The sequence below is a fragment of the Rhodopirellula maiorica SM1 genome (genome assembly GCF_000346295.1).
GTDB classification, from domain to species: Bacteria; Planctomycetota; Planctomycetia; order Pirellulales; family Pirellulaceae; genus Novipirellula; species Novipirellula maiorica.
Map to the genome: position 1 here is coordinate 1 of NZ_ANOG01000684.1, position 20,691 is coordinate 20,691.

Annotated in this window: 17 protein-coding genes; 6 read left to right on the forward strand and 11 right to left on the reverse strand. The window is 55.2% G+C overall.

Translation table 11 applies throughout. The features are described 5' to 3' along the window. Positions 1-2,569 (reverse strand): aconitate hydratase AcnA (acnA, locus tag RMSM_RS21990; RefSeq protein WP_040768880.1); only part of this gene is annotated, 2,569 nt, incomplete at its 3' end. A 320-nt stretch (positions 2,570-2,889) separates the two neighbouring features. Here acnA and RMSM_RS21995 point away from each other — a divergent pair. After that, positions 2,890-3,735 (forward strand): hypothetical protein, encoded by an 846-nt coding sequence (locus RMSM_RS21995; RefSeq protein WP_144057850.1) that lies wholly within the window; start codon positions 2,890-2,892, stop codon positions 3,733-3,735. Between the two features lie 158 nt (positions 3,736-3,893). On the opposite strand, the gene RMSM_RS22000 is transcribed toward RMSM_RS21995, so the two are convergent. Together RMSM_RS22000 and RMSM_RS22005 are read right to left on the reverse strand one after the other, a co-directional pair. Continuing rightward, a complete protein-coding gene (locus RMSM_RS22000) occupies positions 3,894-5,009 on the reverse strand; it encodes a glycosyltransferase (protein WP_081614272.1) in 1,116 nt (371 codons plus the stop codon). 18 nt (positions 5,010-5,027) lie between these two features. Beyond that, positions 5,028-5,741, reverse strand: coding sequence for an RsmE family RNA methyltransferase (locus RMSM_RS22005; RefSeq protein WP_008701527.1), 714 nt, complete (start codon positions 5,739-5,741; stop codon positions 5,028-5,030). Between the two features lie 177 nt (positions 5,742-5,918). Between RMSM_RS22005 and RMSM_RS22010 the strand changes: the two genes are divergently transcribed. Continuing rightward, complete coding sequence (locus RMSM_RS22010; protein WP_008701531.1) at positions 5,919-6,716, forward strand: hypothetical protein; 798 nt, start codon at positions 5,919-5,921, stop codon at positions 6,714-6,716. Between the two features lie 130 nt (positions 6,717-6,846). On the opposite strand, the gene RMSM_RS22015 is transcribed toward RMSM_RS22010, so the two are convergent. Further along, positions 6,847-8,193 carry an outer membrane protein assembly factor BamB family protein gene (locus tag RMSM_RS22015; RefSeq protein WP_008701533.1) on the reverse strand — a complete coding sequence of 449 codons (1,347 nt, stop codon included), beginning with the start codon at positions 8,191-8,193 and terminating at the stop codon, positions 6,847-6,849. A 207-nt stretch (positions 8,194-8,400) separates the two neighbouring features. Further along, positions 8,401-9,723: a type 2 periplasmic-binding domain-containing protein gene (locus RMSM_RS22020; protein WP_008701535.1), complete on the reverse strand. Its 1,323-nt coding sequence runs from the start codon at positions 9,721-9,723 to the stop codon at positions 8,401-8,403. A 160-nt stretch (positions 9,724-9,883) separates the two neighbouring features. Between RMSM_RS22020 and xylB the strand changes: the two genes are divergently transcribed. Further along, positions 9,884-11,410 carry a xylulokinase gene (gene xylB / locus RMSM_RS22025; RefSeq protein WP_008701538.1) on the forward strand — a complete coding sequence of 509 codons (1,527 nt, stop codon included), beginning with the start codon at positions 9,884-9,886 and terminating at the stop codon, positions 11,408-11,410. A 232-nt stretch (positions 11,411-11,642) separates the two neighbouring features. Here xylB and RMSM_RS22030 read toward each other — a convergent pair whose 3' ends face one another. Next, complete coding sequence (locus RMSM_RS22030; RefSeq protein WP_008701542.1) at positions 11,643-12,581, reverse strand: sugar phosphate isomerase/epimerase family protein; 939 nt, start codon at positions 12,579-12,581, stop codon at positions 11,643-11,645. Positions 12,582-12,816: 235 nt separating this feature from the next. Between RMSM_RS22030 and RMSM_RS22035 the strand changes: the two genes are divergently transcribed. After that, a complete protein-coding gene (locus tag RMSM_RS22035) occupies positions 12,817-13,557 on the forward strand; it encodes a 3-keto-disaccharide hydrolase (protein WP_008701544.1) in 741 nt (246 codons plus the stop codon). 45 nt (positions 13,558-13,602) lie between these two features. Here the strand turns inward: RMSM_RS22035 and RMSM_RS22040 are convergent, their stop codons facing one another. After that, on the reverse strand, positions 13,603-14,307 hold the full coding sequence (locus tag RMSM_RS22040; protein WP_008701546.1) for a class I SAM-dependent methyltransferase: 705 nt from the start codon (positions 14,305-14,307) through the stop codon (positions 13,603-13,605). Next, a complete protein-coding gene (locus RMSM_RS22045) occupies positions 14,304-15,230 on the reverse strand; it encodes a hypothetical protein (protein ID WP_008701548.1) in 927 nt (308 codons plus the stop codon). Before RMSM_RS22045 ends, RMSM_RS22040 begins: the two co-directional genes overlap by 4 nt. Positions 15,231-15,446: 216 nt before the next feature. Here RMSM_RS22045 and RMSM_RS37215 point away from each other — a divergent pair, with 216 nt between their 5' ends. Together RMSM_RS37215 and RMSM_RS22060 are read left to right on the forward strand one after the other, a co-directional pair. After that, positions 15,447-16,265 carry a 50S ribosomal protein L11 methyltransferase gene (locus RMSM_RS37215; RefSeq protein ID WP_052031751.1) on the forward strand — a complete coding sequence of 273 codons (819 nt, stop codon included), beginning with the start codon at positions 15,447-15,449 and terminating at the stop codon, positions 16,263-16,265. A 268-nt stretch (positions 16,266-16,533) separates the two neighbouring features. Next, positions 16,534-16,842: a hypothetical protein gene (locus tag RMSM_RS22060; RefSeq protein WP_008701551.1), complete on the forward strand. Its 309-nt coding sequence runs from the start codon at positions 16,534-16,536 to the stop codon at positions 16,840-16,842. Positions 16,843-16,875: 33 nt separating this feature from the next. On the opposite strand, the gene RMSM_RS22065 is transcribed toward RMSM_RS22060, so the two are convergent. The 3 genes from RMSM_RS22065 to ftsY form a co-directional block, all read right to left on the reverse strand. Then, positions 16,876-17,967, reverse strand: coding sequence for a hypothetical protein (locus RMSM_RS22065; RefSeq protein ID WP_144057851.1), 1,092 nt, complete (start codon positions 17,965-17,967; stop codon positions 16,876-16,878). 535 nt (positions 17,968-18,502) lie between these two features. Continuing rightward, on the reverse strand, positions 18,503-19,084 hold the full coding sequence (locus tag RMSM_RS22070; RefSeq protein ID WP_008701555.1) for a MiaE family protein: 582 nt from the start codon (positions 19,082-19,084) through the stop codon (positions 18,503-18,505). A gap of 4 nt (positions 19,085-19,088) precedes the next feature. After that, a complete protein-coding gene (gene ftsY / locus RMSM_RS22075) occupies positions 19,089-20,111 on the reverse strand; it encodes a signal recognition particle-docking protein FtsY (protein WP_040768887.1) in 1,023 nt (340 codons plus the stop codon). Positions 20,112-20,691 lie beyond the last annotated feature (580 nt).

A 20,691-nucleotide genomic window follows, 5' to 3' on the forward strand; every position in this document is an offset into this window, starting at 1 on the left:
TCGTCGAACGTGGCTCGATTGCGTCGGACAAATCGGGAATGTCGAATGTTTCTTCGCCCGTCAAACCGAGCGATTGCCAAGTCGCATCGTCGGCGAATTCCAGCGGTAATACGCCCATGCCAACTAAGTTGCTGCGGTGGATCCGTTCATAGCTTGCCGCGATCACCGCTTTGACACCCAACAACATCGTGCCTTTGGCGGCCCAGTCGCGGCTGCTGCCGGTGCCGTATTCGGCGCCCGCCAAAACCACAAGCGGCACACCGGCGGCTTGATATTTCATCGACGCATCATAGATGCTCATCACGTCGCCATCGGGCAGATATCGCGTGACGCCGCCTTCGGTTCCCGGAGCCAATTGGTTGCGAATACGAATGTTGGCAAACGTGCCACGCACCATCACGCGGTCGTTGCCGCGACGTGATCCAAAACTGTTGAATTCACGCACTTCGACACCGGATTCCTTCAGGAAGCGGCCGGCAGGCCCATCCGATGCAATCGCTCCGGCGGGTGAAATGTGGTCGGTGGTAACGGAATCACCTAGCAGCGCCAACACACGTGCACCCTTGATCGGCGCGATGTCGGGGACGTCTTCGCCGGTAACGGAATCGAGGAACGGGGGATGGTGAATGTAGGTGCTGTTTTCGTCCCACGGGTACAATGCACCGCCGGCGACATCAATCGCATTCCACAATTCGTTGCCCGTTACCGAAGATTCGTATTGTTCGGTGAACATCGATGGATCCATCGACGATGCGATCGTTTCGCTGATCTCTTCGTTGCTGGGCCAAACATCCTTGAGGAACACGTCGTTGCCCGAATCGTCTTGGCCAAGAGGTTCGGTCAACAAATCGATGTCGGTGGTGCCTGCGAGTGCATAGGCGACGACCAACGGTGGGCTGGCCAAGTAGTTGGCTTTGGTCAGCGGATTGACGCGGCCTTCGAAGTTACGGTTGCCGCTGAGGACCGCCGAGGCGACCAAATCGCCTGATTGGATTGCCGCAGCGACTGGTTCGGGAAGCGGGCCGCTGTTGCCGATACACGTGGTGCATCCGTAGCCGACCGTGTGAAAGCCGAGCGATTTTAGGCTCTCGGTCAGGTTGGCTTTGTCGAGATATTCGGTGACCACACGCGAACCGGGTGCTAGGCTGGTCTTCACGTGCGACGGGACTTTTAAACCACGCTCAGCGGCCTTTTTGGCCAACAATCCGGCGCCGATCATGACCGACGGGTTACTGGTGTTGGTGCACGAGGTGATCGCGGCAATCACGACTGCCCCATGAGTGATTTCGCTGGTGTCGCCGTTGCTTTCGACTTTACCCGTACGTTTCAGTGCATCGGAATCGAGCCCAAAGCCGGTCTTGCCGACCGGCGCGGTCAGCGATTTTTCGAAGGCCTTTTTCATATCCTTCAATACGATTCGATCTTGCGGGCGTTTCGGGCCTGCCAAACTCGGCTCGACCGTGCCAAGATCCAGCGACAATTTCTTGGTGTAGTTCAGTTCGGGGCCGTCGTCGGTACGGAACAATCCCTGTTCTTTGCTGTAGCTTTCCACCAACGCAATTTGCTGCTCGCTGCGACCGGTTTGACGCATGTATTCGAGCGTGACTTGGTCGACAGGAAAAAAGCCCATTGTCGCACCGTATTCCGGAGCCATGTTGGCGATCGTGGCACGATCCGCCACGCTCATCTCGTTCATTCCGGTGCCGAAGAATTCGACAAACTTGCCGACCACGCCCTCTGCACGCAGGATCTCAACGACTCGCAAAACCATGTCGGTCGCGGTCGCACCTTGTGGCAACGCGCCGGTCAATTCGAATCCGATCACTTCGGGCATCAACATGTACAACGGTTGGCCCAGCATGTTTGCTTCCGCTTCGATACCGCCAACGCCCCAGCCCAAAACGCCAAGCCCATTGATCATGGTGGTGTGGCTGTCGGTGCCGACCAGCGTGTCGGGCATCGCAACGGGACCTTCGTCGGTTTCTTTGAGTGCGACGACGCTGGCCAAGTATTCGAGATTGACTTGGTGGACGATGCCGACGTTCGGCGGAACGACGCGGAAGTTGTCGAATGCTTTTTGACCCCAACGCAGGAATTCATAGCGTTCGCGGTTGCGTTCGAATTCACGTTCGACGTTCTGAGCCAACGCAACATCGCTGCCAAAAAAATCGACCTGGACCGAGTGGTCGATCACCAAGTCGACGGGAATCAGCGGATTGATTTTGTTCGGGTCGCCACCGATTCGCTGCATCGCCGAACGCATGGCGGCTAAGTCGACGATCGCGGGAACCCCGGTAAAGTCCTGCAAGACAACCCGGTACGGTTTGAAAGGGACTTCTTGTTTGGCAGGCGAGGCGGCGTCCCATGCGGCCAAGTTCTTGACGTCCTGCTGAGTGACAAGGAAGTCGTCACAGTTTCGCAACACGGCCTCTAACAAGACTCGGATCGAAAAAGGCAGCCGGCTGATTTCGCCTAACCCCGCTTCCTCGAGCTTGCTAAGACGATAAATCGTCGCTGTTCCGTGGCCAGTGTCAAATTGATCGCGAGCGCCGAATGGATCGAAATTCACAGCAGGATTCTCTAGCAATGTGGACTACGAAAATGCAATATCAACATCAACCTATTGCACAGTTTAACGGGCTGATGCCCTGTTGTCTGTAAGGAGAAAATGAGGGCATCGATCTGCAGTCGCCCTTTGGCAAAGAACCGCGTCTTGAGACGGTCTGTTTAGCGAAATGTTCTCCCTTAGGTGAGTGGGGCGGATCCCCTCGAAAAGTCGCCCTTTGGCAATCTAGGGTAACTTTGCGGCTCATTCGGATTCTCTTGGTCATTCCGGTTCTACGGCGACGATACCACAGAGCAACACGATCCCATCGATAGAGGTTCCCGATGAATTCCCGTAAAACTGTCCCGTCGTCACGTCGATCCCGCACCGTTCGGTCCGTTATCCGATTCGCCGTGGCGGGCACCCTGGCTGCATCGTTGGCGTCGCCAACGCTTCCCGCTTTTGCGGCGGATTGCGGATGCGAGGCCGCAGCTTGCGATTGCGGCGGAATTGCTCTGCCGATGATGGGCGATTGTGGATGCAGCGGCGACATGGTCCAGGCTTGTCCACCAAAGCACGGTCCGATCTTCCGTTCGCTCGACGCGTTTGCCGGCGGAATCGAAAAATTGCTCGGCTTGGACAAGTGTCGAACCGGAGGCTGCGACGCAATGGCATGTGACTCGGCGATGGGCCACATGATGCCTTACGAAGAGCACGAAATTCATGTCGTGCCGTACGCAAGCGAAGATCAGCACTACGGTGGCCCTGTCGAAATCTATGGTGAAAACGTCGAACAATCGGCACCTCGCATGGCAACGCCGCGAACGCCTCAACCGCGAATTATGGCTCCGCGCGTGCCGATGCATATGAGTGAACCGATCATTCGTTCGAGTCCCGCGCCACGTCAATCGATGCCGCCTCGCACACAAGCAGGTCAATCCATTGGATCAGGGGTGGCTCCTCAATCGCGGGTTGTGCCCCGTACCATTCCCACGCCTCGACCCGACGTGCCACGGCAACCGCCCGAAAACACTCCGGCGGCCCCGAAAAAAGACGGCGGATCGTTGTTCGATTCTCTGTCGGATCCGTTTAGCGAAGACGAAGTGCGAGTGAAGCGATTCACTCCGGTGCGTCAAACGCAATACGAAGTCCCCAGCGTCAACCGCACCGCGTTGCCCGGATCCAATTAGCCGGATCCAATTAGCACGAATCCAATTAGCCCGGATCAAGTCGGCTCAGGCGACGTTGATCCGGCAGGATGCGACATCGTAGCGAAAGTCGCGAAGACTTTCGTCCACCTGGGCGAATACAAAGAAACCGACGTCGGAGACGTCGGGCGACAATGTGTTCAGCGATTCAGCAAATCGCGATAGAGCGTTCGGTAGCGATCGACCATGGTGGGGATCGAAAAATGGCTACGAACTCGGGCTTGGTTCTGCTGCCCCAGATCGCTCGCGAAATCGGCGTCCTGTAAAAAACGACCGACCTTAATCGCCATCGTTTGCGAATCGCCCGAGTCAAATAGTTGCTCGGCGGCCGCGTGGGCCAACAGCGCACTTGCGCCTTCGACGTTACTGGAAACAACCGGCAAACCGGCCGCCATCGCTTCGAGCACCACGTTGGGCATGCCCTCATAGCGGCTAGGCAACACCAGCACTCGTGATGCTCGCATCCAGGCGGCGATGTTCGCGTGCCACGGCAACCGTTGAACTCGTTCGTGACCCACCTGTTGTGTCCAATCATCAATTTTCTCTTCGAGCGGTCCTTCGCCGATCAACAGTACCCGGTGTTTTGACCCCACCGGCGCCAGTGTATCGATTTGCTCTTGAATCAGCTCCAGTCCTTTTTGCGGATGCATTCGGCCTACAAACAGCGTCACCACGCTGTCGTCATCCCAGCCGATCGTGTGCCAGGCGACGGGATGGGCGGTCGAGAATTTGGGGACGTCCACCGCGTTGGGGATGACCGAGGTTTTCGCGGCTTGAGCCCCCAAATACTGGTGCGAAAACTGTTTCACCTCGTCACTGACACAGACGACGTGATTCATTTTTTTGATCAGTCGCCGTTCGATTTGGCAGCGGATGCGATTTGCTTCGGCGACACGGATGCCTCCCACACACACGTCCACTGCCGCGTCTTTTGCCGCCAATGTGCCGATCACGTTGGCGTGAAACAAGAACGTTTGCACCAGTGATGGTTGAAACGATCGCAGCAACTTGGCCAATTCGCGTCGCGCCCGCATGAAGTGCCACGCCGAGTCAAGGTTTAGATAGGTGACCGAGATACCATGCGAACAAAGGCGGTCGGCGAAGATCGCTTTTTCGGGTAGCGGCGGCGATCCAAAACTGTAAACACGCACATCGTCACCGTGGTCGGCCAAACCGATCGCGATCTCAGACAAGCACCGTTCGGCGCCGCCGGGATTCAATTCGGTGATGACAAAGGCGATTCGCATCTGGGACATTTCTCTAAAGCATGCGTTTCACTGCAACATGCGGGCGGCAATCACGACCGCTGCGGTTTCAATGCGGTAAATCCGATTGCCTAGCGGCAGACACTCATATCCATGTTGCATAGCCAAAGCGACTTCAGAATCCGTCCATCCGCCTTCGGGTCCGACTGCGACGACACTTTTCGCGATCTCGCCATAGTGGGTGTTCATGGAGCACGAGTCAGATTCGTTCGCGGGATGAGCGATCCAGCGAGGATGATTTTGCTGTGTCGTATCGGCAAAAAATTGGCTGCTGCGAACGGCGTCGCCGATTTCCATTAAATGGTTGCGGCCGGATTGTTTGCAAGCTTCGATCACGGTCCGTCTCAGCTTTTCCAGTAGCGAGGTCGACGGTTCGCGCTGAGTCCGATCGGCAACAACTGGGGTCAGCGTTTTGACTCCGATTTCGGTCAAGCGTTCGACCAGTTCGCGGCATCGATCGGGTTTCGGCAGCGCAATGCCCAAATGGAGAGTGAGTTGTGGTTCGCGATCCGGATGGGTTGGTGGCTGCGTGGTGCAAAAGCATTCACGCCGGGTAATCGAATCGATAACGGCCTCGGCCTCGCTGCCCGTACCATCAAATAGCGTGATCGAGTCGCCGGTTTTGACCCGCATTACCCGAATGGCGTGCTGAGCCTCGGCATCGGCTAGAACGATCGATCCCCCGTTGGAGGGCAGGTTAGAACAATAATAACGACGAGTCATTGTGAAATGTGTCGCGGCAAGGCGAAACCGCGATTCGGCGACAAAGGGATGCTGAAGGAACGATCAAAGTAGTGCCGATAATACACGTTATGACGCTGAACGTCTCGGTGGGGCGTTGCCGCACTTGGCATACCGTCTGAAAAGAAATGGCCAATTGATCGATAAGGATATCGCGAAATGACAGACGTCCTCAAATATTGGCGTCTTTCGGCATTGCCGTTTTCGGAATCCCCCGGGCAGTGGTTCTTTGCTGGCGCGGCACAAAAGTCAGCTCTGGCGGAAATCGCCCACTCGTTATCCGTTCACGCCCGCTGCGTGATTGTCCAGAGCCAACCCCAGTGCGGCGTATCTAGTTTGCTACATCAATTGGTGTGCAGTCGCGGGATGGGCGATCGGGCGACGCAGTGTGTGATGACCGACGCCTCGCGAACGTGGGATGTTTCATCGACAATCCGTCAATTGTCGCGTGGTTTGGGGATCGACACCATTTCCGCTGTACGTCGGCATCGCACGACCGAGATGCGAGAGCTGCGGCGTGCGATCGAGTTTCTTGCTCAACAGCGAGTGTATACGGTTTGGTTGGTTGATGGGGTTACGCCGGCGGTGTTGTCGGTACTAAAATCGGTGTCGGATATCGAGCATGTTTCGTTGGTGATGGCAGCGACTGAAACGCAAGTCAAGCGATTGCCTGTCGCCAGGATATCCGACTACCGGACCGTCCAACTAGACAGTTTTACCGCCGAAGATACCGATCACTTTTTGTCGCAATCGGTGACGCGAGTCGGTGGACGCCAAACGCTGTTTCATCCTCGCGCCGTGGAGCAGCTACACGCCCATAGCGGAGGTCGCGTGGGCATTTTAAAGCAGCTCGCGGCATCATCGCTTGCTCAAACAGCACGCCTGCGTCAGAAACAAGTCATGCCCGATACCATCACACGCGTCGCGGCAGAGTCAACCGCACGCCGCGCCGCCTAGTCAACGTAGGCCGGATCGCAGCGATAGCGAAGATCCGGCACCTGCGGCGGTAACAAACGTGAGGTCACCTTCGGTCGCCGGATCTGCGTCGCTTGTCGCGACTTGATCCGGCCTACGAGTCAAACCGACACTAACCTTCGATTCGATAAAGAGCTTTGTCGGTTCTCAGGATCAATGCGTTGTTGACGATGGCGGGGGAGGCCATGATCTGGCCATCGACCTCGTTTTCGGCCACGATTTTTCCTTCACGGCCCGGCTGGATCAGCGTGACTTTGCCTTCGTGTGATCCGATCAACAAATGACCGCCAACCAACACGGGCGATGCCGAATACTTGCCGCCAATTCGTTGCTTCCAGACTTCGTCGCCATTTTTGGCATCAAAACAGCTGGCGACTCCGTTGTCGTCGATCACATACACCAATCCGTCGTGCAATACCGGTGACGGTTTGGCGGGGATGCCTTTTTTGACTTGCCACAACACGTGTGTGTCGGTCACGTCGCCACTGCCTTCGACATTCACGGCAAACAACATCGGTTTGCCAAACCCGGTACAAAAGTAAACGACACCGTCGCCATAGACTGGACGCGGGACCACGGAAAATCCTTTGCCGTGGTAGGCTTTCCAGATTTCGCTGCCATCGCTGGGGGCGTAAGCCACGATCCACTGTGACCCCATGCAGATCAATTGCTCACGTCCTTGTTTGTCCGTCACTGCGATCGGGGTGCAGTACGACTTTTTCATTTCGCCGCTGGGAGCTTCCAGCTCAGGTCGATCGGTTTCCCACACCGTTTCGCCGCTCGTCTTGTCGAGCGCGGTGACGTATTGACGATCCATTCCGTCTTGGATCAGCACCAGTCGGTCTCGATAGACAAACGGTGAACTGCCGGGACCAACACCATGTTCCAGAGGCAGCGTGCGGTTCCATATAATTTGCCGATTCGTCCGATTGACACAAAACGTTCCAAACGTACCAAAGTGGCAATAGATATGATCGCCATCAATCACCGGCGTGGGCGAAGCGTAGCTGTTGAGGGTATGGATCGGATCGGGCGCGTTGATCTCGGCCAACTCGATCGTATGCAGTTGTTTGCCCGTGTCGAGATCGACCGCAAGCAGTTTCAGTGAGATCGACTTGGCAATCGCGACTTGCTTGAACTTTTTAGCTTCGATCGCTTTTTGTTTTAGCAGTTCGATCCGCTCCTGTTCGTTGGGCATGTTCTCGATTGCGGTGGTCACCCAAATCACGCCGTCGGCGATCACCGGCGATGACCATGCTTTTCCAGGAAGCTCGGTTTTCCAGGCCACATTGTCGGTTTCACCAAATTGCAGCGGAATCGATTGATCCGAGACGATGCCATTGCCGGAAACGCCTCGGAATTGAGGCCATGGTGAATCGGCAAACAGCGTGGACAGTTGTGTCGAAGCGAGCATGGCGATGGCAAGCATGCCATTGGAGGCAGGAAAGCGGAGCTTCATCGGGAGGGACTGCTCAAGTGGGAGGAATGTGGGATACGGGAGGGACGTGGAATAGGCTTCCTGCCTGTCAAAGCAGGCAGGACACTTCGTAGCGAAACTCGCCAACAGTTTCGGGAGCGAATGTGCGGTGGAAAAAAGTCTTGCGATTTTCGTTACGAGGATGCTTGTCCCACATTGTAATAGGTTGCGGGGGGAGATGCAGCTAGCTCAGGCACGCAGTCCTTGAGCTCGTCGCCAGGCCGACAATTGCTTTTCGCGGCCCACTCGCTCGGTGATTGTGTCCCACTGTTTGGCAACCCGATCGAGTGCCGATTTTGCCTCCATTTTCCCGTCAATCGCCTCGCGAATCGCGGAATCGAGCACGCTGTAGTATTCGCCTGCGTCAAATAGCTGTAGCGGCGGCAGCGTCACCGGCGTCCGTAGCCGCTGCGTCAGCCAGCTTTCGTACGCACTTTGGCGACGCGGTTCGACTGCGATTTCGGACTGGACCATCGACCGAGTCGTGGTCACGCCCGAGATTTGTCGGCGGATCGCCTCGCTGCCATCTCCCCCGCTGATCCAATCCATAATCCGTTTGGAAACGGCGCTTTGTCGACACATCGCCGAAAGCGAAATGACGAGAGAATACGGGTCCAAGAGCAGTCGGTTCTTGTCGTCGGTGCCTGGCAAATTGCTGACGCTGACCTCGGTTTCACCCGCTGCATTGTTGGCTGCAAAACCGATTCCTCCCAACAATTCCCCGCTTTGAATCGAGTCCCAGATTTCCGTGGGAGATTGACGCTGTGCGGGGTAATGCGCCGCCGTTTTTATCATCTGCTGCAGCGTGTCGACGTAAGCTTCCTCGTTGAGCGTGGGCTGAAAGTCATTGCGACTGAACAACCATCCTTGCGAGATCATCGAGGCGGCTCGCCACAGGAACATCGATGCTGCCCAGCCTGTGACCAGCGGTTCATTGGCTTTGCCGCTGAGGTCCTTGCTGACCCAGCGATCATAGTCCTGCCACGACGAAAGCGGCGGGACTTCCGCGGTGCTCAGCAGTGCCGGTTGGTTAGCGCCCATCGGCATGCCGATGAATTCATCGGCGTAGCGAGCGGCTCCATTGCGAACCGCCGAATAGAGTTCGCCCGTCTCAGCTTGCATGGCATCGAATTGTTCTTCGCTAATCGGCACGATGGCTTCGGCATGGACCAATTCCGGCACCGCCAACAGTGGATAAATGACCAGATCACTTTTGCCGGTTTCGGCAATCAGCCGGTCCAACGCTTGGCGATCCGCGTTGGCTCGCGGCAGTGAAACCGGGGTGATTTCCAGAGGTTGTTCGTCGATCGATGACCAGGATCGCGAGACAATATCGGCCTCTTCGGACGTCCCGACCATGGCGACGCGGATCGGGACATCGCTGCGAGACGCGGTCGACTGAGGTTCGGCCTCGGGACGTGATGTGCAGCCCGGCAATGTCAGGGCGGCACCGGTTGCCGTGGCAAGTAGCTGGCGTCGATTCAGTTTGATCGCGTGTGGAGATTCAGCCACGGTGTTTACTTTGCGGGTGGATCGGGGGGAATAAATGAGACAAGTGAACCGCGAAAGAACAGTCAGATTCGGTCGAGGTCTGCCGTATGGCTAACGCCGTATACGCATTATAGTGGTCAGCTGTTCGAGACCGTTTTTGATACTTTTCTTTGGAATCCTCATGAGCCACTATCTTGGAATCGACATCGGGACCAGCGGCACCAAAACGCTGCTAATCCAAGCCGATGGGAAAATTGTTGCCGAAGCTACCGCAGAATATCCGTTTGCGCAGCCTCGCCCCGGTTGGACCGAACAAGATCCGGAGCTGTGGTGGAACGCGACGGTCAAAACCGTCAATGAGGTAATGGCGGCAAGCAAAGTGAAGCCGGCTGACGTCAAGGCAATCGGGCTGAGCGGTCAAATGCATGGCTCGGTCTTTCTCGATAAGAAAAGCAACGTCATCCGGCCCGCGTTATTGTGGAACGACCAGCGAACGGCGGCCGAGTGCGACGAAATCACGTCGGCGGCAGGGGGACGCAAGTCGCTTATCAAAATGGTCGCCAATCCGGCGTTGACCGGATTTCAGGCCCCCAAAATTCTTTGGCTTCGCAACAACGAGAAAAAGAACTTCGGCAAATTGGCTAAGGTGCTGCTGCCCAAAGACGAAATTCGTCGCCGTTTGACCGGCGATTTTGTGACTGAGGTCAGCGACGCCAGCGGCACGCTGCTATTGGATGTTGTCAAACGACGATGGTCGAAAAAACTGCTCACCAAACTCGATCTCGATTCCGACTTGTTGCCGCGTGTGGTCGAAAGCGACGAAGTCACCGGGACGCTAACCAGCGAGGCAGCCAAATTGCTCGGGCTGACCACCGATTGCAAGGTCGTCGGCGGCGCAGGCGATTGTGCTGCAGGTGCGGTCGGTAACGGCGTCGTCAAACAAGGCGTGCTCAGCACCTCGATTGGCACCAGTGGCGTGATGTTTGTCCACAGCGACGAACCGCAATACGATGCCGCCGGGCGACTGCATACGTTCTGTCACGCAGTGAACGGGAAATGGCACATGATGGGGGTGAATCTGACCAGCGGTGGGGCGCTGCAGTGGTGGGTTGATTCGATCGTCAAAGGATTGGCGGGCATCGACAACGACAAACGTTACGAAGCCGCCACGGCGGAAGCCGAAGCGGTCAGCGCGGGCAGCGATGGGATGCTGTTCTTGCCGTATCTAAACGGCGAACGAACACCGCACGCCGATCCCAACGCACGTGGCAGTTTCGTCGGCATGAATCTGACTCACACTCGCGGGCATATGACCCGCAGCGTGATGGAAGGGATCACGTTTGCACTACGCGACAGCCTTGAAATCATCCAGTCGCTCGACGTGCCGGTGCGTCAGATCCGAGCCTCCGGCGGCGGCAGCAAAAATCCATTTTGGCGCCAGATGCAAGCCGATGTCTTCGGCAAAAAGATCACGCGGTTGGAAGTCGAGCAAGGACCCGCGTTTGGTGTCGCGCTGTTGGCCGCAGTCGGTGACGGAGCCTACAAATCGATTGAATCGGCATGCAGTGCCACAATCAAGATTGCCGAAGAAACCAAGTCCGACCGCAAAGCGGTCGCCAGTTACAATAAGCTGTTCCCGATCTATCGTGAGTTGTACGAGCAACTCAAAGGACCGATGTCAGCGCTGGCGGAATATCAAAACGGATAAAGTGAGTCGGCGAGCTTCACTCTCTCTATTGAGGAGATCAGAGTCGGCGGTAGGCCGGATCAAGTCGCCTCAAGCGACGCAGATCCGGCAGGATGCGACATCGTAGCGAAAGTCGCGAAGACTTTCGTCCGCGTTGGCGAAAACAAAGGAACCGACGTCGGAGACGTCGGGCGACAATCCGATTTCAACCGCGGAGCTAACGACCGCGTCACTTCTTTTTCTCAACCAGCTTCTAGCCGATTTTCTTGGCGACCTTCTCTAGCAACGCCTTGCTCTTGCGGATGCCTTCGTATTCGTCGCCACCTCCTTCGAATTCGATTCCGACATAACCGTGGTAACCATGCTCGACGACGATTCGCATCATGCGTTCGTAGTCGGTCGAAGTTTCGTTGCCGTCCTCGTCAAATTCGTGCGTCTTCGCGCTGACCGCTTTTGCATAGGGCATTAGTGCTTGGACACCGTGGTAACGATTGAACAGGTCGGGATTTTCACCACGCGAGATATAGAAGTTGCCGAAATCGGGAAGCGTTCCACAGTTGTCCATGCCAACACGCTCGATCACCACGGCCAACCAAGCGGCATTGCTGCTGAGCCCACCGTGGTTTTCGACGATCACGTTGATGCCATGCGGAGCGGCAAACTCACTGAGGCGGCGAAGTCCGTCGGCGGCACGATCGAGTTGTTCGGTGTAGCTGCCTCCGCTGGCCGCATTGACGCGGATCGAGTGACAGCCCAAGAATTTCGCTGCTTCGACCCATTGATGATGATTTTCGACCGCTTGTTTGCGTTTTTGTTCGTCGGGGTCACCCAAACGGCCTTCGCCATCGACCATGATCAATAGACTTTTCACACCGACATCCGAGCAGCGCGTTTTTAATTCGCTCAGATAGTTCTTGTCGCGTGCTTTGTCTTTAAAGAATTGATTGACATATTCAACCGCATCGATACCGAATTCTTCTTTGGTGATGCGTGGGAAATCGAGATTGGTGATTCCTTTGGATTTATCTCGCAGCGTGCGGTGCAGCGACCACTCAGCGAGCGAGATTTTATAAGGTGCATCGCCGCCATCGGCTGCAAACAAACGATTGCCGGCCAACGTGGTCGCAGCGGCGGCGGCCATCGAGGCTTGAAGAAATTGACGACGACTCGGAGCGAGGGGCAATTTACGCATCGTGAATGAGATCCTGTGTCCTGATTTTGGGGTGGGGGAATCGAAGGAGGGGGTGTCTTTGAATTGTTTCGCTAAATTGTAATTTGTCGTCCGCCGTTTCGCGTGGGGTAAGCGAGGTAAACGACGTAAAAAATGTGATTGTGAAGAGATCTGGTTGCGTATCGTCTGGTCTATAATCACGCTGCCTCCCCTGCCTGTTCCTTTCCTACCCCCAGTCAATGCGACGGACATTTTTATGAAAACGACCTTTTCGCGGTACGCGCCCCCGCTGTTCTCGGTACTTCTTTTCAGCTGGATCGTCGGTACCACGCCCGCGTTGTCCGAGGATTTGCAGTTTCGTGATCTTTTTAATGGCGAGGACCTAACCGGTTGGGTCGACGTCAACACATCGCCCGAGACGTGGAGCGTCAAAGATGGATTGCTGGTTTGCACGGGGCAGCCGATCGGAGTGATGCGTTCGGATTGTCAATACGAAAACTTCATTTTGGATATCGAGTGGCGGCACATGGAACCAGGCGGCAACTCAGGTGTTTTTCTTTGGTCCGATGCGACGCCTGATGCTCGTACCCGCTTGCCATTGGGCATGGAAGTACAAATGTTAGAACTCGACTGGGTGAACCAGAACAAACGCAGTGATGGCACGCTGCCGCCCATCGCCTACGTCCACGGCGAATTATTTGGTGCTGGCGGGATGACCGCGATCCCCGATAACCCTCGCGGAAATCGCAGCAAATCACTCGAGAACCGATGTAAGGGAGTCGGCCAGTGGAACCACTACGTCGTCGTGGCGGTCGATGGGACCGTGAAGCTTTCGGTGAACGGCAAATTCGTCAACGGCATCCGCAACGCCTCGTTGAAAAAAGGTTACCTCTGTCTGGAGTCTGAAGGACGTGAGATCCATTTTCGCAAAATTCGGATCATGGAATTGCCCGGCGGGATGGCCGATGAAACCACCACCGCAGCGCTGCTGAAGTAGTCTCGAGTGAATTCACCTGCCGACAGTTCGATGAGAGAAGCAACGTCAATGACGCTGGCTTTCAAGTTGACGCTGATATACCGCTGAATAAATCATTTCAAAGTGAAATGTTTTTTCGTACTGTGGTTTGAATCCTAGTGCGTGAAGGGACGGTCGGGGGTCCACAATGCGTCTAGATCTTAATCCGGTTAGCCAGCGGAAAAACGCGTGCATGATGTACAGCCAAAACCTCGCCCACCATCGCCGCAGCCCATTTTCGGGCTCGCAGAAATCGACGACGTACCAACTCGCCTGCGGCTTTAACGCATCAGCGATTCGCGGCAACAGCTGTCTGAGTTGAGGTTCATCAAAACAGTCCAGGAAAAATGCAGTGATCACGATGTCAAATTTCGACGTCGGAAACGCGAACGATTCGATCGGCGACCGGATCCAGGTCACGGAATGTTCAGCCCGCGTGTTCTCGAAATCGTTTGATGACAATGCAGCGATACGACCGCGTTGCTGCGCGAGCATCTTTTCGCTGATGTCCACACTGGTGACGTGGGCAGTGGGACAGTGCTTCAGAAATGCCGCAAGCAATCGGCCATCGCCATCGCCCAGTACCAGCACGTGCGGGGACGAATGGAATTTGGCAAGTGTGGCGATTGCCGAAACGCGAGCCCGCTGAAGCGTATTGCCAAATCGTAGTTTCTCGATCCACGCGTAATGACGGGCAAGCCGGTTGTAGCCTGCGGCGCCGCAGTCATTCATGTCGCGATTGCCATAATTAAAAACGGTGACAACAGTGCATAGTCGGCAAGCTCTCCCCGAGTCGATGTACTAAGTGGCGATGCACTAAGTTTGCTGGTCTGGTCATCGATCGACCAAGCAATTGGAATCAGCAGGATGCAGCTCAGAGATACGGCGGCGGTAATCGAAAGAGGAATCGATCCGCTGATTCCTAGACTCGCTGAGATCGTAGCCAATCCGGCGGCAAGCCAAGGAAGATGAGTGGATAACGGAGGATACATCAAGACTGCCGAATCCATGCCTTGTTGGCGATCGCTTGGACGTTGGGCTGTAGCAACACACAAACAATTCAGCACGAACAAGGCTGCCAACAATCCAGTCGTGATCCCAAGCGAAAACGTCACGCGTGCTGTTACGACTGGTAGACTGACGCCGAAGGCAAACAGCGAACCGACAATGAACTCTTTTGGTAGCCGCTGCTGTCGTGGTTGGACACGGTGGACCGCTGCGGCGTAGAGGGTGACGAAGCCTAGCAAGATACAACCTCCAATCAACAACTCGCGATGCAAGTAGGTGAATGCAGTCAGCCCGCCGGTTGCCAACATCACGCCCCACAGCGGCCACAGAATTGAGGACCAACGTTTCGCAAATCGATGACGCAGTGTAGCTTCGCGAGAGAAGTCCATCCGCCGGCAATCCAACAATCGATCTGCCATATAGATCAACCACACGGTGATGAACAACACCCCACTGGACATCGTTAACATCGGCTGTGAGCTGGCTGGAATATTTGGGGGGCTGGGATTGTCGAAGCCAGAACGTAGCAACCACTGCCAACCGATTGCAACCAACGGAGCGTCCAGCGACAACATGTTGGGGATCGAGATCAACCCTCGCAACGAGCGTGTCGTGCTGTGTGAAGAATCCGAAAGGATGGTCGCCATGCGTGTTGTCCTCGATAGCGTCCTTTGCCGGAATTCGTCGTCAAGAAATGTTCTGCAAATCGTTCCGATCGCATCTGCAGATCGTGTCGCGTATGTTGGGGCCCCCACAAACACGTTGGATTCAAGGCGGCTGCGGTGCCGCGGATATCTGTGATCAACCCCGCCGCCCTGTGATACCATAGTGCACAAACCGAATCTTTTTGAGGGGCAATCTTTTTGACGGCTTTGCAAGGTGAGACGATGCGGATCTTGAAAACACTGTTTCTGATGTGGCTTGCCGTTTCGTTTTGCGGATGCTCGCGAGAGTACCGCGACGATTTGGACTATTCATACGGCGTGGTCCAGACATGGCCGATGGAATCATTGTTGTTTGGCGATTTGGTTCAATTTGAATCCGTTCCGCTGGATCTGGACGAGACGGAATCGCTCCGCAAATTGATTATCGACGACAGCATTGCAGCAAATCGCAACGTGTTAGAGGTAGGCACCGGCACGGGGCTCATCGCCATCTTGTGTCTTCAAAACGAAGCGAGCCGAGTGGTGGCCATCGACTGGAATCCCGCTGCGGTTGCCAATGCTCGCTACAATGCTGCGGCATTGGATAGCGAGGCAAATTTGGAAGTGCGGCCAACCGGTCGTAAGAAAGCGGTGTTTTCAGGGGTCCAAGAAAAAGAAAAATTTGATTTGGTGATCGTCAATTTTTCGGATGCGATCCCCCCTGTTGTCGCGGGCAACGAGGTGGCGAAGTCCGAGATCGACGACCACGACGTGTGGCGTGATGCGTTACTGGATCAATTGAAATCGCATTTGAGTGTCGGTGGGCGATGCTTGTTTATCGTTCACGATAAACAAGCCATCACGCGACTTGTCGACGCAGCTGAAGGCGAAAACTACCAGACGAAGGTGCTCGATTCTCGCGACTGGGAAACGTTAGAGCGTGAAATTCGCCCCAGTATGGTCGTTGAGATTCGGGTTGCCGCCAATGCGGAAATTGTCGCCGAAGGAGAGTTCATTTCACCCCCCTCGACGCAGTAAAATCATTTTCGTGATCGAGGCGGTAAGGGATCGGACATGTTTCGATGACGATCGTAACGCGATTAACTCGATGCGATGGCGTTTGTCAAGCATCTGTCAGAATGGTGTTTGATTGTCAAAAAAAGTAAGGGCAATTTGCCTTGCGACCGGGTCGGCTACGTCACTAATATTAAGATAGCTCGTCACGTTTCTTTTCGTTTGAATTTCAGCATTGGGTTTGTGTACCCGGCGCGTTGGCGAGATTCACCCACGGTTGGATGACTGATTGATGATTCATTACACCTGTGATCGTTGTAAACGGGAAATCGATACCGCTTGCGAAATTCGATACACGGTGCAGCTTGAAGTACAAGCCGCACCGGATCCGCAACTCGGTGATTTTGATGAGGACATTGATCACTTGACTGAGTTGCATCAGATCCTTGAAGGCATCGCAGACGAGGACGAGTTGGATCTGCCTAATTCGGAAACCAGTTTGCAGGGACGTTACGATTTGTGTCCCGAATGCCATCGTCAATTCTTAAAGAACCCGCTCGGCCGTGATGCATTCCACGCGATCGGTTTTAGCAATAACTAGAGCATGTAGGCGGCAACCTAGCCGAATTCAACCTTACTCGACCACTGGCTTTGCTGCGGAGTACCGTTTCGTGGGCTCGCCTGCATCGGCTACATCCGACATGGTCGTTTCGATTGGCGAAGGCTCGTTCAATCGAGCAAACTTCTCGCGAGCTTCGCAGTAATCGATGGCAATGACTCGCGTTTGAACAGGCAGCTCTAGAATCTCTTTGTCCGAATACGGATTGGTGTTGTCCAACAGCAACCGCTCGACCCAGCGAATCGATCGGTTGCGGTCCTTGGTATCAAAGATTTGGGTGACACTGCGGACCAACGAGGGCAGCGAATCGTTTCGTTTCTTCAGATGCTGGATTGCCGCACGTCGCAGCGCGTCTTCGGCATTGGAGAGACTCTTGGCAACCTCGAAGGCCGTTTGGTCACCGTCGTTGTAAGCGGCGACCACGAAATGAGCATTGCCGAGTGTGACCACTTCTTTGTCCCAACCACCGAACGATTTCTTTTCGCTTTGCGCGATCACGGATACATCGATCAAGCCACCTCGCCATTGATCGGGAACCCTGAACGTCAAGCGAAATGTCTTTTCGCCTTCGAGCACTTGTTGTTCGGTCCATTTCAATTTGAAATAAACGCCCCGCCCTCGATTGATTGTGCCCGCCGCGGTGACGGTTTGCACCGCCGAGACGCGATCGTATTGCAGTGATTCAGTGACTTTGTTGGATTGGTCGACCCCAAGGCTGCCACTCGCGAAATGCGAAAACGCTCCGTTCACGGACAATCCCGCCGTATTGGCATTTTCGTCCGTCGTTTTGATTTGGATGGGGCCTTGAACAGGACTCGCGACCTCGGTTTGCGGAGCGTAGTCGGATATTTGCATCGCCCGGTCACGAGGTTGACAGCGAACGATCCATTGGTCGATCCGCTTGGGTTCCGGAGCGACGATCATGGATGAGAGTTTCAGTTCGACGTCGACCAAGCGCGCCCCATTGCTGTCGCACGAATTGGAAACGGCCGCCACGACCAAGGGAAGGTCGAAAGTGATTTCGGGGCCATTTGCTTGCAATGTTTTGGAGGGCCCAGCGGATTGGACGAACACGATCGCGGACAAAACCATCAGGGAGCGTAGCATTTCAATATTCCTTTTCTTTGATCTCAGCAAAATCCATCGTGTCTCCCTTGCGGGCGTCCCCCGAGGGAACGATGGCAATGTGCGAACAAGACTTCCGTATGTTGTCTTGCCGGATCCTCCGGTCTATCAAACGCCGACGCTTGACGAAGCAGCCAGAGATTGAATTCCAGTTTCCGTCTTGGAAAAGGGCGAAGGCGAGCGGGATGGGGGAATCAGAGCCGCGAAAATCGCCTTGCAAAGGAACTGTATTGTTGGATCTCGCAGAAATCAAACCGACAAGCGCGGATGGCGAGTCGGCGAATCCAATCGACGCTTTTTATCTGCTGCTGTGAAACACCCTCGTCGTCACGGATCGCTCGCAACGTGCGGTAATGAAGTTGCGGAAGCGAGAGGAGCCAGACTTTCAGCACTTATAAATCGCACGTGCTCCGCGACCAGAGCGCGGCGTCGTTATGAAGCTTAAAAACTGTGAAGCTTAAAAACTATGAAGCTCGAAATCTTGTCTTCCTACTGCACCGCCGCGTGAAACACGCTGCTAGCTATGCATCCGCGGCAAGGGGGAACCTGTGGCAATGATCTTCGCTTCGCAAGCGGACAGTTGGTTCAGTCGTTCGCGAACCACATCCCGCGGTGCAAAGGCTTCGGCCAAGCGGACATAGGTCGTGTGGTGTCTCGCCTCGCTTTCGAACAGCCCCGCGTAAAAATCAGCCAGCTGCGGTTCACGTGGACGAACATGCTCGGCAAGCAGACTGAAACGCTCGCAGCTGCGGGCTTCGATCAACGATGCGACAAGCAGTCGGTCGACGGCGCGATCCGGTTCCTGGGAACGAACGAGTTCGTTTAATTCTTTGCCATAGGGTCCTGGGGCCAACCGGCGGAACGCGATCCCGCGTTGCTCGAGGATATCCAACACCATTTCAAAGTGCTCGAGTTCCTCTTCGACAATCTGTTTCATCTCGCGGCAAAGGTCGCGATTCTCAGCATACGCATTGATAAAGTTCATCGCGGTGGATGCTGCTTTGCGTTCGCAATGGGCGTGATCGATCAGGATTTCATCGAGATGCTGATCGACTTGTTCAAACCAACGAGTGGCAGATTCGGATTGTAAATGCAACATCGGCCTACTCCGAGAACAATGCGGTGGCGAACGAGGCGGGGTCAAACGGGGCAATGTCATCAATGCCTTCGCCCAGACCGACAAATTTCACAGGCAATTGAAACTGCTCGCGAATCGGCAGCACGACACCGCCTTTGGCCGAACCATCAAGTTTCGCAAGGATGATGCCGGTGCATTTGGCGGCTTCGCTGAATCCACGTGCCTGGCTGATCGCGTTTTGACCTGCGGTGGAATCGAGCACCAGCAGCACCTCGTGGGGCGCCCCCTCGATCTTCTTTTCCACTACGCGGCGAATTTTCTCGAGTTGCTGCATTAGATTGGTTTGGGTCTGCAATCGGCCCGCGGTGTCAATAATCGCGACGTCGGCGCCCGTGTCGATCGCTTTTTGGACTGTTTGAAACGCGACGCTCGCTGGATCCGCTTCGGGTTTGCCGGTCACGATGTCGCAGCCAATCCGACCAGCCCAGACGGTCAATTGTTCCACCGCTGCAGCACGAAACGTATCGCCGGCGCCGAGCACAACCTTGTGTCCAGATTGATGGAGATGGTTGGCCAGTTTGCCGATCGAGGTCGTTTTTCCACTGCCGTTCACTCCGACAACCAGGATCACCGTAGGGGGAGCGTCGACAAGATTTAGCGAGGTGGATTCTTGCTGCAGCATGCTGCGAGTTTGATCGGTGATCGTTTGCACGACCTCGTCAAACTGTACCACTCGGCCTCGCAAGCGAGTGGCGACATCATCTCGGATCGTTTCCGCAGGTCCGATTCCCATGTCGGTTCGAATCAATTTGGCGAACAATTCGCTGAGCAAGGCGTCGTCGACGAGTCGGCCTTCGCTTTTGAACAGGTCGCGGATATCCGTATTCAGCGTGCGACGCGTTTTCTGTAATCCCACACGCATTTTCGAGAGCAGACCGCCGCCGGATTTCTTGACAACATCCGGTGACTGCCCCTGTGTGGGGGCGTTTGCTGGGTTGGCAGTAGAGGAATCGTCAGAAGCGGTGTTTTTGGATCGCCAAAACGCCATCGGTGGATCACTTGCTTGTCGGGGGAAAAATTGGACGGTGTGAACGTCGCTTGGAAAGCACCGATTCTGCGCGATCCGCTTCGTTTCGTATAGATCCGGCCTGGCAAAGCCGCACTGGCGGGGGGATTGTGGGTCGGCTACGTAGCGTGTTTTCTGCAATGAAACGGCAAAATGTTAATTTATGACGGCACTCACAACGAATGTTCACCTTCATCGGCAGAAATCGTTCAGTCATCAAAATCGCTACAGTCGATGAAATAACTGTAGACCGATCGACCGTTTCGATCGGCTAAGTTTGGCTAGAAAGATTCAGAGGACCAGGTAGCACGATTGCTACAGCAGGCATTTGTGGAACCCGACTTGGTCATAGCGAACCGGAATCGTCACATTCGTGCGTGTGATTCCGTGTGAGCCTCCGATATCTGCAGTGAAGACTTAGCGTGGACGTAGGAGTGTCGATCGCAATTTGAAGCAAGCTCTCGCAGTTTTCTTCAGGCGGAAATTTCGAATTCGTTCTACCTAATGCGGGCGTAGACCTGCGTTTTCCCTGGTCGGTTTGTTGTCGTTAGGAAAATTCACG

What these genes read in the sequence shown, in the direction of transcription:
- RMSM_RS22060 (WP_008701551.1), top strand. Translation starts at nt 16,534, where the DNA reads ATGATTCATTACACCTGTGATCGTTGTAAACGGGAAATCGATACCGCT.
- RMSM_RS22015 (WP_008701533.1), bottom strand. Translation starts at nt 8,193, where the DNA reads ATGAAGCTCCGCTTTCCTGCCTCCAATGGCATGCTTGCCATCGCCATG.
- ftsY (WP_040768887.1), bottom strand. Translation starts at nt 20,111, where the DNA reads ATGGCGTTTTGGCGATCCAAAAACACCGCTTCTGACGATTCCTCTACT.
- RMSM_RS22045 (WP_008701548.1), bottom strand. Translation starts at nt 15,230, where the DNA reads ATGGCGACCATCCTTTCGGATTCTTCACACAGCACGACACGCTCGTTG.
- RMSM_RS22010 (WP_008701531.1), top strand. Translation starts at nt 5,919, where the DNA reads ATGACAGACGTCCTCAAATATTGGCGTCTTTCGGCATTGCCGTTTTCG.
- RMSM_RS22000 (WP_081614272.1), bottom strand. Translation starts at nt 5,009, where the DNA reads ATGTCCCAGATGCGAATCGCCTTTGTCATCACCGAATTGAATCCCGGC.
- RMSM_RS21995 (WP_144057850.1), top strand. Translation starts at nt 2,890, where the DNA reads ATGAATTCCCGTAAAACTGTCCCGTCGTCACGTCGATCCCGCACCGTT.
- RMSM_RS22030 (WP_008701542.1), bottom strand. Translation starts at nt 12,581, where the DNA reads ATGCGTAAATTGCCCCTCGCTCCGAGTCGTCGTCAATTTCTTCAAGCC.
- RMSM_RS22040 (WP_008701546.1), bottom strand. Translation starts at nt 14,307, where the DNA reads ATGAATGACTGCGGCGCCGCAGGCTACAACCGGCTTGCCCGTCATTAC.
- xylB (WP_008701538.1), top strand. Translation starts at nt 9,884, where the DNA reads ATGAGCCACTATCTTGGAATCGACATCGGGACCAGCGGCACCAAAACG.
- RMSM_RS22035 (WP_008701544.1), top strand. Translation starts at nt 12,817, where the DNA reads ATGAAAACGACCTTTTCGCGGTACGCGCCCCCGCTGTTCTCGGTACTT.
- RMSM_RS22005 (WP_008701527.1), bottom strand. Translation starts at nt 5,741, where the DNA reads ATGACTCGTCGTTATTATTGTTCTAACCTGCCCTCCAACGGGGGATCG.
- RMSM_RS22065 (WP_144057851.1), bottom strand. Translation starts at nt 17,967, where the DNA reads ATGCTACGCTCCCTGATGGTTTTGTCCGCGATCGTGTTCGTCCAATCC.
- RMSM_RS22070 (WP_008701555.1), bottom strand. Translation starts at nt 19,084, where the DNA reads ATGTTGCATTTACAATCCGAATCTGCCACTCGTTGGTTTGAACAAGTC.